This window comes from Mycobacterium sp. ML4, assembly GCF_054515735.1.
On record NZ_JBTNSY010000022.1, the window covers coordinates 68,098 to 83,101 of the forward strand.

Sequence of the window (15,004 nt, forward strand, 5' to 3'; positions counted from 1 at the left end):
GAAGAAAGCCTTTCGTGCCGTGCAAGCGGCTCATGGTCTTCGGCGTATCTCCCAACGCGCACGGAAGCAATGAGTATTTGCGTGCGAGTACCGAATAAGCACCTCCGCCAACCTATTTCGCGCACAATCAAAGGCTTGAAACCGGCTGGAAGGTACCCGCGGCGAGCGTGAACACGTCGTCACACGAAAGCGATTTTCGCAAGTCTTCTTGCAGAAGCTTCTATTGGACGCAATGCCGCGTATCGACGGAGGCTACTACGGTGCCACCGACTCCGCGTTCTGACGCGAACTCCTGGCGCGACCGGTGCTGATTGCGCTCAGGCGGAGGCAAGACGATGGCATTTGTAGACGTAGCGCCCGGCGCGCTGAGCATGGCGGCGTCGGATCTGACCGACATCCAGGCGGCAGTGGGTAACGCCACCGTAGCTGCTGCCAGGGTGACGACCGTGCTTCCGACCGCGGCGGCTGATGAAGTTTCGGTGGCGATCGCAGCGCTGTTCAGTGGTTACGGCAGGCAGTATCAGGACCTCAGCATCCATGCGGCAGCGTTTCATGACCGGTTCGTGCGGACGCTGACCGCCGCCGCCTCGTCCTACGGCACAGCTGAAGCGCTCAATCTCGGTTCGTTACACGCGGCGGGGGACCCCGTGCTGGGGGTGCTCAATGCATCTACCCAGGCGCTGCTCGGACGACCGTTGATCGGCAACGGCACAGCCGGCGCAGCCGGCAGTAGTGCCGGCGGCGGTGCCGGGGGATTGTTGTTCGGCAACGGCGGCGACGGTGGCTCGGGAGCAGCCGGTCAACCGGGCGGCGCCGGCGGGGCAGCTGGATTGTTCGGCAACGGTGGAGCAGGCGGTGCCGGAGGGCCGGGCGGCGGGGCCGGGGGTATGGGCGGTGCCGGCGGGTGGTTATGGGGCAACGGTGGTGCCGGCGGAGCGGGCGGCCTCGGCGGTGTCACCGTGAACGGCGGGTCCGGCGGGATGGGCGGCAGGGCGTTTTTGTTCGGCGATGGTGGGCCGGGCGGCGCCGGTGGGGCCGGCTCGGCCGGCGCGACGGGCGCCGCGGGCGCGGCGGGTATGTCCATATCGGTGGACGGCGGGGTCGGCGGCCCGGGCGGTGCGGGCGGCGCCGCCGGCGACGGCGGACCCGGCGGTGACGGTGGGCTGTTACGCGGCAACGGTGGGGCCGGCGGGCACGGTGGAGTGGGCGGCGCTGGCGGCGTAGGTGGCGCCGGCGGCGCGGGCTGGAACGCCACCACCGCCGGGGCGGCCGGCGGGGACGGCGGTAACAGCGGTACCGGGGGTAACGGCGGCACCGGCGGTGCGGGTGGTGCCGGTGGCAAAGGGTCTGTCTGGTTCGGCGCGGCGGGGGCGAGCGGTAACGGCGGGTCCGGCGGCGCCGGTGGTGACGCCGGGGCACCCGGAGACGGCGGCGTAGGAGGGACCGGCGCCAACGCGACCTCCCCGGGCGGTGCGGGCGGCGCCGGGGGCGACCCGGGCGGCGTAGGAAGTGGTGGTGCGGGGGGCATGGCGGGCGGCCCCGGCGCCGCCGCCGGCGCGCCCGGTGCCGCCGGCACCGTCATCCGAGGCAACGGCGGCAACGGTGGAACCGGCGGAGCGGGTTACACCGGCAGTGGCGACGGCGGTGATGGTGGGGCCGGCGGTGCAGGCGGCGCTTACGGCCACGGCGGCACCGGCGGTGCTGGCGGCAATGCTGTCAGTGTCGGCGACGGCGGCGACGGCGGAGCAGGAGGCAAAGGCGGTTCGCTCGCAGGCCACGGAGGCAACGGAGGCGACGGCGGTAACGGCGCCGGCAGTGGCGCGGGCGGTAGGGGCGGTAACGGCGCCGATGCGTCCGTGACCCGAACCGCCGACGGCACCGCCGGCAACGGCGGACGGGGTGGCCACGGCACCAGCGGCGGAGCCGGTGGCTCAGGCGGTAACGCCTCCACCGACGGGACTGGAAACGTCGCCGGAGGCACCGGCGGCGACGGCGGTGCGGGGACCACCTCCGGCGGCGGGGCCGGCGGAATGGGTGGTTCCGCGACCATCGCCAACTCCGCTTCGGCCGCCAGCGCCACCGGTGGCATCGGCGGGAAAGGAGGCGCGGGTGGCAGCGGCGGTTCTGGCGGTTCCGGCGGTTCGGTGCTCACCTCCGCCACCGGAATTGCCGCCGGCGGCGCCGGCGGGGACGGTGGCAGGGGGACCACCTCCAGCGGAGGAGCCGGCGGGGGAGGCGGTAATGCGAATACCAACAACTACGCTGCCACCGGCACCGTGTCCTCCGGACGCGGCGGCAACGGTGGCGCTGGTGCCACCAGCGGTGGCGCCGGAGGTTCCGGCGGTGCGGTTTTCAGTACTTCGCTCGGCGACCTCACCAGCGGTGCTGGCGGCGACGGTGGTGCCGGGGTCACGTCGTCCGGGGGTATCGGCGGAACCGGCGGCTCAGTGAACGCCGTGAACAGCGCTGCGACGGGGCACGTTAGCTCCGGCGGCGGTGGCAGCGGCGGCGGCGGTACCAGCGGCGGCAGCGGTGGTTCCGGCGGCGCGGTGAACAGCTCCGGAACGGGCAGCGGCGTCGCCGGTGCCGGCGGCGACGGAGGAGCGGGCACCACCTCCGGCGGGGGTGCCGGCGGCGACGGCGGCTCGGTGTACGCCGGCAACAGTGCGTCGACAGGTGCTGTCACCGCCGGTGGCGGCGGCAGCGGTGGTGGCGGCGCCAGTGGCGGCAACGGAGGTCTCGGCGGCAACGCGTTCGGCCGAGGGGCCGGCGACGTCACGGGCGGCGCAGGCGGCGACGGTGGCGCGGGGACCGCCGCCGGCGGCGGGAATGGCGCGAGCGGCGGATCGGCGGACTCGTCGGGACTCGGCTCTGTGCGTGCCGGAAACGGCGGCGACGGCGGCGCGGGCGCAACCGCCGGAGGCTCCGGTGCCGGTGGCGGTGTGGCCAGTGTGTCCAGCGCCGCCTCGCCGGGAACTGCCACCGCCGGCAACGGCGGCAATGGCGGCCAAGGGCTCACCGGTGCCGGTGGGTACGGGGGCGGCGGTGGAACTGCGTTCACGCAAGGAGTCGGCGCGGTAACCGGTGGCCTCGGGGGGGCGGGAGGCGCCGGAGGAACCAGCGGCGGGAACGGCGGCAGCGGCGGCATGGTGTTTTCCCCCGGATTCGGCAATGTCACCGGCGGAGGTGGCGGCGATGGCGGCAACGGGGCGACCGCCGCCGGCGGGTCCGGCGGTAACGGCGGCACGGTGAGTGTCTCCGGCACCATCTCGAACGCCGCGGCCACCTCCGGGAGCGGCGGGAACGGCGGTAACGGGGCAACCAGTGGTGGAAATGGTGGTCACGGGGGCTCGGCGTCCACTCAAGCACTCGGCAGCGTGACCACCGGAGCCGGCGGCACGGGAGGCGCCGGAAACACCGGCAATGGCGGATCCGGCGGCACCGGGGGTACGGCGAACATCATCAACAGCGCTGCCACCGGAGCTGTCGTCACGGGTAGCGGCGGATCAGGGGGCAACGGCGGGATCAGTGGTGGCAACGGTGGCACCAGCGGTGCGGTGGCAAGCCAGGGCCTCGGCAGCGTCACCACCGGAGCGGGCGGCGCCGGCGGCGCCGGTATCAGCTCGAACGGCGGGTCCGGCGGCAGCGCCGGCGCGGCCAGTGTCTACAACTACGCCTCGAGCGGCACGGTCTCCACCGGCAGCGGCGGAAGAGGGGGCGACGGCCTCAGCGGAGGTGCCGGTGGCGACGGTGGCGCGGCGTTGACTTACGGATTCGGCAACGTTACGGCCGGCGCTGGCGGTAATGGTGGCGATGGAAAATCTTTGGGTGGAGGGTCCGGCGGAAGTGGCGGCTCGGTAGCAGTCTTCGGTGCCGCCTCGACGGCGACTGCCATCGCGGGCGGCGGCGGTAATGGTGGCGCGGGGGCTACCGGCGGCGGCGTCGGCGGCTCCGGCGGTAATGCGACCACATATGGGCTCGGCGCGATTACCTCAGGCGCCGGCGGCGTCGGCGGTGACGGCAGCAGTGCCGGTGGAGGCGCCGGCGGAAACGGCGGTGGCGGGCTTATCAATAACGCCGCCAATGGCCACGACATGGTCGGCGCCAGCGCCGGGAAAGGGGGCGACGGCGCCAGCGGCGGGGCGGGCGGCGTCGGTGGTTCGGTGACGACCACGGGCACGGGCAACGTGGTCGGCGCCGACGGCGGCGATGGGGGCGCCGGCACCACCGCCGCAGGCGGGTCGGGCGGCGGCGGCGGCGCCGCCAATGTCTTGAACAGCGTGTCGACGGGACATGTGACATCCGGCAGCGGCGGCAGCGGTGGCGATGGAACCAGGGGCGGGTCCGGTGGCTTCGGCGGCTTCGCGTTCCAGAAGGGACTCGGCGATGTTGTCGCCGGTGGCGGTGGCGACGGTGGCGCTGGGCTCGCCGGGGACGGCGGTGGCGGCGGGGCCGGCGGTACGGCGACTGCCGAGGGCGGCGGAAGCGCCAGCGGCGGATCCGGCGGAGACGGTGGATCGGGCATCAGGGGCGGCAGCGGCGGCATCGGCGGGGACGCGTCCGCCTACGGCAATGCCGCCACCTCGATCGCCACCGGCGGCAATGGTGGCCGTGGCGGCGACAGTTCGGGCGCGGGCGCCGACGGCGGCGGAGGCGGAAAAGGTGGCATGGCCAGAGCGCACGTGTACCCGGACAACGCCACCGCTGGCACCGGTGGACGCGGTGGGGCCGGCGGTCCCGGCGGATCCACCGGTGCCACCGGCGCAGCGGGCGCCATCGGACCGGCATAGGGAATCGCGTGCGGTCACCGCGGGGCCGAGACCGCCCGCTCACCTTCTGGGACAATGGTCGGCGTGTCCGTTACGCCGATCTCCCTGACGCCGGGCGTCCTCGCCGAGGCCGTCATCGACCTGGGCGCCATCGCGCACAATGTGCGCGTGCTGCGGGAACACGCCGGAAACGCCCAGGTCATGGCCGTGGTCAAGGCCGACGGTTACGGGCACGGCGCCACCCGCGTCGCCTACACCGCGCTGGCCGCCGGTGCCGCAGAACTCGGTGTGGCGACGGCCGACGAGGCGCTTGCGCTTCGGGCCGACGGCGTCGTCGACCCGATCCTGGCCTGGCTGCACCCGCCAGGCTTCGACTTCGCTCCCGCGCTGCAAGGCGACGTACAGATCGCCGTGTCCTCGGTGCGCCAACTCGAGGAGTTGCTGGATGCGGTGCACCGGACCGGTGTGACAGCGACCGTCACCGTCAAGGTGGACACCGGGCTGAACCGCAACGGTGTGGCCGCAGGGCATTTCCCGGCCATGCTGACCGCGCTCAAGCAGGCTGTCGCGGACGAGTCCATCATCCTGCGCGGGCTGATGTCGCACCTGGTCTTCGCCGACTCGCCGGAGCAACCCATCAACGACATCCAGGCGCAGCGGTTCCGCGACATGCTGGCGCTGGCCAAAGAGCAAGGCGTGGCGTTCGAGGTGGCACACCTGTCCAACTCGTCGGCCACCATGGTGCGCCCCGATCTGGCCTTCGACCTGGTGCGCCCGGGTATCGCGGTATACGGGCTGAGTCCCGTTCCTACACTGGGCGACATGGGTCTGATTCCGGCCATGACCGTGAAATGCCCCGTGGCACTGGTCAAATCGGTCAGCGCAGGCGACGGTGTGTCTTACGCGCACACGTGGATCGCTCCCCGGGACACCACCGTGGCGCTGATGCCGATCGGCTACGCCGACGGCGTGTTCCGCTCACTCGGCGGGCGGCTGGACGTACTGATCAACGGCCGGTTGCGCCCCGGTGTGGGGCGGGTCTGCATGGACCAGTTCGTCGTCGACCTGGGACCCGGTCAGTCCGATGTGGCCGAAGGTGACGAGGCGATCCTGTTCGGACCCGGCACTCACGGCGAGCCCACGGCGCAGCACTGGGCCGATCTGCTCGGGACCATCCACTACGAGGTGGTCACCGGTATCCGGGGGCGCATCGTCAAGACCTACCGCGAGGTCGACGCCGTTGAGCGCTGACGCCCACCACCGTATGCACAAGGGCAAGGCCTGGCTTGCGGGCAGCGCCGGGCTGACGGCGGTGGCCACGCTGGTCGGCGCGTCGGCCCGCAGGTCGATCATCGAGCGCGCCTCATTCGACGAAGATCCCTGGGCCGACGAGGATTTCGAGCGACTGGACAGCGATCGCGCCCACGTGGTGACGACCTCTGACGGCGTACCGCTGGCCGTGCGTGAGGCCGGCCCGCTCGACGCCCCGCTGACCGTGGTTTTTGCGCACGGGTTCTGTCTTCGGATGGGTGCCTTCCACTTCCAGCGGAGGCGGTTGGGTGAGGTGCTGGGTTCACAGGTGCGCATGGTGTTCTATGACCAGCGCGGGCACGGTCAGTCCGGGGAGGGCGAGCCGGACTCCTACACGCTCACCCAACTCGGCCAGGATCTGGAGTCGGTGCTGCGGGTCACCGCGCCGCGGGGTCCGATCATCCTGGTGGGTCACTCGATGGGCGGCATGACCGTGCTGTCGCACGCCGGACAGTTCCCCGATCAGTACGGCCGCCGGATCGTGGGGGCGGCGCTGATCTCCTCGGCAGCCGAAGGGGTCACCCGTTCACCGTTGGGGGCATTCCTGACAAATCCCGCGCTCGACGCGGTCCGGTTCACCGCCAAATCCGCACCGAAGTTGATGCACCGCGGCCGCAACGTGTCCCGTTCCGTGATCGGGCCGATCCTGCGTGCCGCGTCCTACAGTGATCTGCAGGTCAGCCGCAGCCTGGACGCGTTCTCGCAGCGGATGATGAACGGCACCCCGATCGCCACCCTGGTCGGTTTTTTGCGGGCGTTGGAAAACCACGACGAAACCGCCGGGCTGTGGACGCTGCTGAAGATTCCGACGCTGATCGCCTGCGGCGACCACGACCTGCTTACTCCCGACGAGTACTCACGGCTGATGGCGGCCTCGCTGCCACAATCGGAATTGGTGATCGTTGCGGGGGCCAGCCACCTGGCCCTGCTGGACAAGCCGGAAACCATCAACGACGGGCTGCTCCGTCTGATCGACCGGGCGTTGCCGGCTAAGGCGGCCATGCGCTACTGGCGGTTCGGTGAACGGCTGCGGGGGCGGTTCCGGCGCCGTGGCTGACTCCGGGTTTGATGGCGGCGATCCGCGGCGCCCGGCTTCGCCGCCCTTGCGATCGCCCGCAGTGGATGGCGGCGACCCGCGGCGCCTGGCTTCGCCGCCCTTGCGATCGCCCGCAGTGGATGGCGGCGATCCGCGGCGCCTGGCTTCGCCGCCCTTGCGATCGCCCGCAGTGGATGGCGGCGATCCGCGGCGTCCGGCTTCGCCGCCCTTGCGATCGCCGCACAAGACCACCTGTGAGCGCGTTGAGGACACCGTCGCGCTGGGATCGCGGCTGGGCGAGCAGCTGCGCGCCGGTGACGTGGTAGTGCTCTCCGGTCCGCTCGGTGCTGGAAAAACATTGCTGGCCAAGGGAATTGCCGCGGCAATGGATGTCGACGGTCCGGTGACGTCGCCGACATTCGTGCTGGCGCGGGTGCACAAGGCGCGCCGGGCGGGCAGTCCGTCCATGATCCACGTCGACGTCTACCGACTGCTCGACCAGGACGGCACCGACCTGCTCGGGGAACTCGACTCGCTGGACCTCGACACCGATCTCGAAGACGCCGTCGTGGTGGTGGAGTGGGGTGAAGGACTGGTCGAGCGCCTCGCCGAGCGGCACCTCGACGTTCGGCTCGAGCGGGTGGCTCATTCCGACGTGCGAATCGCCACCTGGGAGTGGGTGAGCTCGTGATCACGCTTGCGCTGGACACCTCCACCCCGGCCGTTACCGCCGGCATCGTCAGAGTTGACGACTTCGCGACGCTGGCGCAGCGAGTGACCGTCGACCCCCGTGCGCACGCCGAACGACTGACCCCCAATGTTGTTGCGGCGCTTGCTGATGCGGGTCTGACGATGGCTGAGCTGGACGCCGTGGTGGTGGGTTGCGGACCCGGTCCGTTCACCGGGCTGCGGGCCGGCATGGCGACCGCCGCCGCGTACGGGCATGCATTGGGCATCCCGGTGCACGGAGTGTGCAGCCTGGACGCCATCGGCGTGCTGACCGCCGGTGAGACGCTGGTGGTCACCGACGCCCGCCGCCGGGAGGTCTACTGGGCGCGATACCACGACGGCGTCCGTACCGAGGGCCCGGCGGTGAACGCGCCGGGCGACGTCGACCCGGGTCCGGCACAGGCAGTGGCGGGTTCGCCGGAGCATGCGGTGTTGTTCGGGGTGCCGCGTGGTGAACCGGTGTATCCCACCCCAGCCGGTCTGGCACGTGCGGTGTCCGACTGGTCCGTCGAGCCGGCACCGCTGGTGGCGCTGTATCTGCGCCGCCCCGACGCCAAACCGTTGGCGGTCAAGCAATGACAGCGCGCCTCGAGCCGGTCGCTTTCGGGCCGCTCACCTACGCCGACGCCGACCGGTGTGCCGACCTCGAAGCGCAGTTGTTCGAGGGCGACGACCCCTGGCCCGCCGTCGCATTCGCCCGCGAACTGCACAGCAAGACCAATCATTACGTCGGCGCCCGCAGCGGCGGCATGCTCGTCGGCTACGCCGGAATCTCCCGGCTCGGGCGGGTCCCGCCCTTCGAATACGAGGTGCACACGATCGGTGTGGACCCCGCCTACCAGGGTCAGGGTATCGGCCGCCGGTTGCTCAACGAGTTGCTGGACTACGCGGACGGAGGAGTGGTGTTTTTGGAGGTTCGTACCGACAACGAGTCGGCCATCGGTCTCTACCGCAGCGTGGGGTTCGAGCAGATCGGCCTGCGTAAGCGGTACTACCGCGTCAGTGGCGCCGATGCCTACACGATGCGGAGAGATGCTCAGTGACAACGATATTGGCCATCGAAACCTCCTGCGACGAAACGGGTGTCGGGATCGCGCGGCTGGACGGCTCCGGTCCCGGGGCCACCGTGACCCTGCTCGCCGACGAGGTGGCGTCCAGTGTCGACGAGCATGTGCGGTTCGGCGGAGTCGTGCCCGAGATCGCATCCCGGGCGCATCTGGAAGCCCTCGGTCCCGCGATGCGTCGCGCGCTGGCGAAGGCCGGTATCGACCGCCCCGATATCGTCGCGGCCACCATCGGACCCGGGCTGGCCGGTGCTCTCTTGGTGGGAGTCGCTGCGGCTAAAGCATATTCGGCTGCCTGGGGCGTCCCGTTCTACGCGGTGAACCACCTGGGCGGACATCTGGCCGCCGACGTCTACGAGCACGGCCCGTTGCCCGAGTCGGTCGCCCTGCTGGTGTCCGGCGGGCACACCCACCTGCTGCACGTCCGCTCGCTCGGTGAGCCGATCGCCGAACTGGGCAGCACCGTCGACGACGCGGCCGGTGAGGCCTACGACAAGGTGGCGCGGTTGCTGGGCCTGGGTTACCCCGGCGGCCGGGTGCTCGACGAGCTGGCCCGCGCCGGCGACCCCGATGCGGTCGTCTTCCCGCGCGGCATGATCGGCCCGCGCGATGACCCGTACGCCTTCAGCTTCTCGGGTCTCAAGACCGCGGTGGCGCGCTACGTCGAGGGTAATCCCAACTATGCGCCCGCCGATGTGGCAGCCGGCTTCCAGGAAGCGGTGGCCGACGTGCTGACCCGCAAGGCGGTGCGCGCGGCTACCGAACTGGGCGTGTCGACCCTCCTGATAGCCGGAGGGGTGGCCGCGAACTCGCGGCTGCGCGCGCTCGCCACCCAGCGGTGCGCCGCAGCGGGCCTCACACTGCGCATCCCCAAGCCTCGGTTGTGCACCGATAACGGCGCGATGATCGCGTCGTTCGCTGCGCACCTGGTGGCCGCGGGCGCGGCGCCGTCAGCGCTGGATGCGCCCAGCGACCCGGGTCTGCCGGTAGTGCAGGGTCAGGTCCGGTGATGTTCGCTGAGCGCGTAGCGGCTGTGGCGTCTGCAGCGAAATTGCGGCTGGGGCTGCGGTTTTCCACACGACGGCGACCGTGACGGCAATCTCGGCGCCCACTTTGCAACCGGCGATGAGCATAGAAGCACCGGGGCACCCTTGAGTGCTAGCACTCTCATGTATAGAGTGCTAGGTGGCAATCGGACGACCCCTGTGTCGGCACCCGCGACGACGGCGCGAGGGACCCGGACGAATGCCACATCACCTGGTAATTCGGACGGTGCGGGGCAGTCCCGGACCGACCGCCAACTCCGGTCAGGGCATACGCTCCGGACCCGATTCAATTAGTGGAGGGCTCCAATCGTGGCGAAGGTCAACATCAAGCCACTCGAGGACAAGATTCTCGTACAGGCCAACGAGGCCGAGACCACGACCGCATCCGGTCTGGTCATTCCCGACACCGCCAAGGAGAAGCCCCAGGAGGGCACCGTCGTCGCAGTCGGCCCCGGCCGTTGGGACGAGGATGGCGAAAAGCGGATCCCGCTCGACGTCGCCGAGGGTGACACCGTCATCTACAGCAAGTACGGCGGCACCGAGATCAAGTACGGCGGCGAGGAATACCTGATCCTGTCGGCACGCGACGTGCTGGCTGTCGTTTCCAAGTAACACTGGTCGTTTTTCAAGTACCGCAACGTGTTCCGCCCCGGCGATCCCCGCGCGCAAGCGTGGGTGATTTCCGGGGCGGCACGCGTTAGGCAGTTTGGCGAAGGAGCCTCATGAGCAAAATCATTGAGTACGACGCGACCGCGCGTCGCGCTATAGAAGCGGGTGTGAACAAGCTCGCGGACGCGGTCAAAGTAACGCTCGGGCCTGGCGGCCGCCATGTGGTGCTGGCCAAGGCGTTCGGTGGACCGCAGGTGACCAACGACGGCGTCACGGTGGCACGTGAGATCGACCTGGAAGACCCTTTCGAAAACCTGGGCGCGCAGTTGGTGAAGTCCGTTGCCACCAAGACCAACGACGTCGCAGGTGACGGCACCACGACCGCGACCGTGCTGGCCCAGGCCCTGGTGAAGGGTGGCCTGCGGCTGGTCGCCGCCGGTGTCAACCCGATTGCCCTGGGCTCGGGCATCAGCAAGGCCGCCGACGCGGTGTCCGAGGCACTGCTGGCCGCGGCCACCCCGGTGTCCGGCAAGGAGGCCATCGCCCAGGTGGCGACGGTGTCCTCACGCGACGAGCGCCTCGGCGACCTGGTCGGCGAGGCCATGAGCAAGGTGGGTCACGACGGTGTGGTCAGCGTGGAGGAGTCCTCGACGCTCGACACGGAGCTGGAGTTCACCGAGGGCGTGGGCTTCGACAAGGGTTACCTGTCGGCCTACTTCGTCACCGATTTCGACGCCCAGCAAGCGGTGCTCGAAGACCCGCTGATCCTGCTCCACCAGGACAAGATCAGCTCGCTGCCCGATTTGCTGCCGTTGCTGGAGAAGGTCGCCGAATCCGGCAAGCCGCTGCTGATCATCGCCGAGGACGTCGAGGGTGAGGCGCTGGCGACGCTGGTCGTCAACTCCATCCGCAAGACGCTGAAGGCGGTGGCGGTCAAGTCGCCGTTCTTCGGCGACCGCCGCAAGGCCTTCATGCAGGACCTGGCCATCGTGACCGGCGGCGAGGTGGTCAACCCCGACACCGGCCTACTGCTCCGCGAGGTAGGCCTCGAGGTGCTGGGCTCGGCGCGACGTGTGGTGGTCAGCAAGGACGACACCGTCATCGTCGACGGCGCCGGTTCCAAGGATGCGGTGGTCAACCGGGTCAAGCAGCTGCGCGCCGAGATCGAGGCCAGCGACTCCGACTGGGACCGCGAGAAGCTGCAGGAAAGGGTCGCCAAGCTGGCCGGCGGGGTGGCCGTCATCAAGGTCGGTGCCGCTACCGAGACCGAGCTCAAGGAGCGTAAGGAGAGTGTCGAGGACGCCGTCGCGGCGGCCAAGGCCGCAGTCGAGGAGGGCATCGTCCCCGGCGGTGGCTCGGCGCTGATCCAGGCGCGCCACGTGCTGGAGTCGCTGCGCAACGAGCTCAGCGGCGACGAGAAGCTCGGTGTCGACGTGTTCTCCGAAGCGCTGGCCGCTCCGCTGTACTGGATCGCGACCAACGCCGGGCTGGACGGCGCCGTCGCGGTCAACCAGGTCAGCGAGCTGCCCACCGGCCAGGGCTTGAATGCCGCCACCCGTACCTACGGGGACCTCGCCGAGGCCGGCATCGTCGACCCGGTCAAGGTCACCCGTTCGGCCGTGCTGAACGCCTCGTCGGTGGCCCGGATGGTGCTCAGCACCGAGACGGCCGTCGTCGAAAAGCCGGCCCACGAGGAAGACGACCACGGCCACGGCCACGGCCATCACCACCACTGAGTCCTGCGGAAGAAGCGCCCCCGGCCGCCCGTCTGGCCGGGGGTCTTTCGCGTCCTGCGCCGGCGTCGTCTCAGTGCATGGGTCCACGGCCTCGATTTCGCCCCCGCGCACTGCCGGTGCCGCCACCATGACGGGTACCGGGTCCGCCGGTCATCATCCACCCGAGGTAGGGCATGCCTGAACTCGTCGCCGACGAGGCATACCACACGGTTCGGTTGCGCGACGGGCGGTTACTGAGCTACGCGCAATATGGCGACCCGAAAGGTTTCCCGATACTCAATGCACACGGCGGACTGGCCTGCCGACTGGATGTGGCCGGCGCCGCTTCGGCCGCCGAGATCTGCGGGGTCAGGCTGATTTCGCCCGATCGACCGGGCGTGGGTCGTTCGGATCCTCAACCAGGCCGGACCATTCTCGACTGGACCCGAGACGTCACCGAACTGCTTGACCGGCTGGCAGTCGACCGCTTCGCCGTGATGGGTTGGTCTCTGGGCGGTCAGTACGCCGCGGCTGTCGGTTACGCGCTGCCGGGGCGAGTAACGCGCGCCGCCATCGTCGCTGGGGCCTTACCGCTTACCGACGCCGGTGCATTCGATCGTCTGCCAATTATCGATCGCAGCTACATTCGCCTTTCCCGCTTTGCACCCTGGGGCGCTCGGCTCTGCTTCCTCGGCATGGGCCTGGCGGCCAGAGCTGCTCCGCGGCTATACGGTTGGCTAGCCGCGAGAAGTCTCGGAACGGCAGACGCCGCGATATTGAGGGCCGACGGTTTCGCGACATTCGCACGCATGTCACAGGAGGCATTGCGCCAACCCCGGGGTGTAGTCGAGGAATACCGCACCATGGTGCGCCCGTGGGAGTTCGCGCCCGAGGACATTTCAGTGCCGACGGACGTATGGGCGGGCGCTGATGACGAACTCCTCGATCCGTCGTGGCCTGGTGAACTGGCACGTCGCATACCTGACGCCACACTGCATGTGAAGCAGGGCGGGCACTTCCTGGCGCACCAGTACTACCGGGAAATCTTCGAGTCGCTGCGCTGTTGCCAGGGATAGCCAAATCCTTGAACGGTGACTGCCGAGGTGACGAAAACACCCCCGGATCCGGTTGATTCCGAGTGTTTTCGTTGTAGCGACGAGTTCGCTCCGCGAGATGGATTCCACGCACACACTTTTCGGCGTGGTCGTGTGCGTCGCTTCAGTGTCGCGGCGGGTCTGTCACACCCGCAGCTACGGCACGGTCATGTAATCTCGGCCCCACGAACCGCATCTACCAGTGGGCATGAGATCGGTACGCGGGCTGACGCTTACATCAGTGTGACGTCGGCTGGATCGATACCAGCCGGAACCAACCCTGCTGAGAGTCGTCGGGTGTGAACCGGACCACCAGGATGTCAGGCGGGAACTGGGTGGCCAGTTCGTTGAGAGTCCGCGGCAGGAACGCTCTGGCCTTGGCATTGCCGTACCAATTGGGATCGTTCGGGTCGAGGCTGCCGACACCGTCGATCGTGGTGTCCCAGCGTTGAATCGGGCCCGGGGGCGTGGCTCCGAATCCCGTGGACTTCAGGTACGCCTCAGCTTGGCCGCTGAGAGTGATCGCTGTCCCGCCGCCGACCGGCTTCCCGGTGATCGTCCCGTCGGTCACATTGGCTGTCACCGACCCCAACCGCACCGTGCAGACGTTGTCGACCACACTCTGCGGCGCGCAGAAGTCAGGCAGCGGTGCGCCCTGGGCCAAGGGGACGTTCAGGACGATGGGAAACGACAGGACGGCGATAGCGGCTAGCGCACGACTGCGGGTCGACATCCCTGCACTTTATATAGGCTGCGGACACGCAGTCATTGCCGCAGGCGCGGGAGGCGGCAAGCGCGCGATCGGCGTCAGTGTCCAACGGTGTCACGGCGTACCACGTTTCAGGTGACCAGGGGCCGTGGGTGGTCCTGGTGCACGGCCTCGTCACCCCAGGCTACGCGTGGCAGCCGTTGGCGGAAGCGCTTGCCGCTCAAGGGTTTCGCGTCCTGCGCTACGGCCAGTTCGGGCGCGGGCTGTCCGACCGGCCACCGGTGACGTACGACCTTGACCTGTACGTGCTTCAACTAGGTGAACTGGTGGACACCGTCGGCATCGGGAGCATGCATCTCGTCGGGTGGTCGATGGGCGTCCTCATCGTGACTCGGTTCGCCGCCGAGAATCCTGACCGCACCGAAAGCATCGGACTCATTGCGCCCGGGCTTTATTGGGGGTGGGGCGCTCAAGATTTTGGCCCAGTCGTTACTACGACTGCCCGGGTCCCGCAGACTCGTCGCCTCGCGCATCGACGACGTCATCGATCGCCTGGAAAGCCAGCACCTGAGTCGTCCAGACCGATTCCCCGACTACAACGAACAAGCCCGCGAACAGCTTCGGTTCCCGGGCATGGCGGAATCCTTCGCCTCGACCGTCGCCCACTTCCCTTCCCACGCAGGGGATCAGTGGGCAGCCGTGGGACGAGATCGACGCCCGGTGCTCGTGGTGTGGGGCACTGACGACCGCGTCACTCCTTACGTGAACAGTCGGCGCGTCTTGCGGTTGTACCCCGCCTGGGAGTTGCTGACCGTGCCCGGTGCCAAGCATGCTCCGCATCTGGACCACGCCGAGGTCGTCTATTCCGCCATCCTGCGGCACTTGGCAGCCGCGCGATGAATTTTCCTGAGCGGCAGAGTCA

The 15,004-nt window shown here is 69.4% G+C and carries 12 protein-coding genes and 1 pseudogene; 12 read left to right on the plus strand and 1 reads right to left on the minus strand.

Annotated elements, in window-relative coordinates:
- The first annotated feature begins 335 nt into the window (after positions 1–335).
- From ACX9NE_RS22640 to ACX9NE_RS22685, 10 genes are all read left to right on the plus strand, one after another.
- A complete protein-coding gene (locus tag ACX9NE_RS22640) occupies positions 336–4,790 on the plus strand; it encodes a PE family protein (protein ID WP_459363306.1) in 4,455 nt (1,484 codons plus the stop codon).
- A gap of 63 nt (positions 4,791–4,853) precedes the next feature.
- Positions 4,854–6,020: an alanine racemase gene (gene alr / locus ACX9NE_RS22645; RefSeq protein WP_459363307.1), complete on the plus strand. Its 1,167-nt coding sequence runs from the start codon at positions 4,854–4,856 to the stop codon at positions 6,018–6,020.
- A 13-nt stretch (positions 6,021–6,033) separates the two neighbouring features.
- Positions 6,034–7,137 carry an alpha/beta fold hydrolase gene (locus tag ACX9NE_RS22650; protein WP_459363338.1) on the plus strand — a complete coding sequence of 368 codons (1,104 nt, stop codon included), beginning with the start codon at positions 6,034–6,036 and terminating at the stop codon, positions 7,135–7,137.
- 208 nt (positions 7,138–7,345) lie between these two features.
- Positions 7,346–7,807 (plus strand): tRNA (adenosine(37)-N6)-threonylcarbamoyltransferase complex ATPase subunit type 1 TsaE, encoded by a 462-nt coding sequence (tsaE, locus tag ACX9NE_RS22655; RefSeq protein WP_459363339.1) that lies wholly within the window; start codon positions 7,346–7,348, stop codon positions 7,805–7,807.
- On the plus strand, positions 7,786–8,424 hold the full coding sequence (gene tsaB / locus ACX9NE_RS22660; RefSeq protein WP_459363340.1) for a tRNA (adenosine(37)-N6)-threonylcarbamoyltransferase complex dimerization subunit type 1 TsaB: 639 nt from the start codon (positions 7,786–7,788) through the stop codon (positions 8,422–8,424). The genes tsaE and tsaB overlap by 22 nt, the downstream gene beginning before the upstream one ends.
- Positions 8,421–8,888, plus strand: coding sequence for a ribosomal protein S18-alanine N-acetyltransferase (gene rimI / locus ACX9NE_RS22665; RefSeq protein ID WP_459363308.1), 468 nt, complete (start codon positions 8,421–8,423; stop codon positions 8,886–8,888). The genes tsaB and rimI overlap by 4 nt, the downstream gene beginning before the upstream one ends.
- Positions 8,885–9,919, plus strand: coding sequence for a tRNA (adenosine(37)-N6)-threonylcarbamoyltransferase complex transferase subunit TsaD (gene tsaD / locus ACX9NE_RS22670; protein WP_459363309.1), 1,035 nt, complete (start codon positions 8,885–8,887; stop codon positions 9,917–9,919). Before rimI ends, tsaD begins: the two co-directional genes overlap by 4 nt.
- A 345-nt stretch (positions 9,920–10,264) precedes the next feature.
- A complete protein-coding gene (groES, locus tag ACX9NE_RS22675) occupies positions 10,265–10,567 on the plus strand; it encodes a co-chaperone GroES (RefSeq protein ID WP_011739140.1) in 303 nt (100 codons plus the stop codon).
- A 110-nt stretch (positions 10,568–10,677) separates the two neighbouring features.
- Complete coding sequence (gene groL, locus ACX9NE_RS22680; RefSeq protein ID WP_459363310.1) at positions 10,678–12,300, plus strand: chaperonin GroEL; 1,623 nt, start codon at positions 10,678–10,680, stop codon at positions 12,298–12,300.
- Between the two features lie 173 nt (positions 12,301–12,473).
- Entirely contained in the window at positions 12,474–13,355 is an 882-nt protein-coding gene (locus ACX9NE_RS22685; RefSeq protein ID WP_459363311.1) for an alpha/beta fold hydrolase, read from the plus strand.
- Positions 13,356–13,611: 256 nt separating this feature from the next.
- Here ACX9NE_RS22685 and ACX9NE_RS22690 read toward each other — a convergent pair whose 3' ends face one another.
- Positions 13,612–14,106 (minus strand): hypothetical protein, encoded by a 495-nt coding sequence (locus tag ACX9NE_RS22690; RefSeq protein WP_459363312.1) that lies wholly within the window; start codon positions 14,104–14,106, stop codon positions 13,612–13,614.
- A 137-nt stretch (positions 14,107–14,243) separates the two neighbouring features.
- Here ACX9NE_RS22690 and ACX9NE_RS22695 point away from each other — a divergent pair.
- Together ACX9NE_RS22695 and ACX9NE_RS22700 are read left to right on the plus strand one after the other, a co-directional pair.
- A pseudogene (locus ACX9NE_RS22695) lies at positions 14,244–14,534 on the plus strand (alpha/beta fold hydrolase); the annotation flags it as partial.
- A gap of 25 nt (positions 14,535–14,559) precedes the next feature.
- Entirely contained in the window at positions 14,560–14,982 is a 423-nt protein-coding gene (locus tag ACX9NE_RS22700; protein WP_459363341.1) for an alpha/beta fold hydrolase, read from the plus strand.
- The last annotated feature ends 22 nt before the right edge of the window (positions 14,983–15,004 follow it).

Excerpts from the sequence above, each read along its gene's own strand:
- ACX9NE_RS22640 (WP_459363306.1), top strand. The coding sequence starts at position 336 with ATGGCATTTGTAGACGTAGCGCCCGGCGCGCTGAGCATGGCGGCGTCG.
- ACX9NE_RS22650 (WP_459363338.1), top strand. The coding sequence starts at position 6,034 with ATGCACAAGGGCAAGGCCTGGCTTGCGGGCAGCGCCGGGCTGACGGCG.
- rimI (WP_459363308.1), top strand. The coding sequence starts at position 8,421 with ATGACAGCGCGCCTCGAGCCGGTCGCTTTCGGGCCGCTCACCTACGCC.
- groL (WP_459363310.1), top strand. The coding sequence starts at position 10,678 with ATGAGCAAAATCATTGAGTACGACGCGACCGCGCGTCGCGCTATAGAA.
- ACX9NE_RS22685 (WP_459363311.1), top strand. The coding sequence starts at position 12,474 with ATGCCTGAACTCGTCGCCGACGAGGCATACCACACGGTTCGGTTGCGC.
- ACX9NE_RS22690 (WP_459363312.1), bottom strand. The coding sequence starts at position 14,106 with ATGTCGACCCGCAGTCGTGCGCTAGCCGCTATCGCCGTCCTGTCGTTT.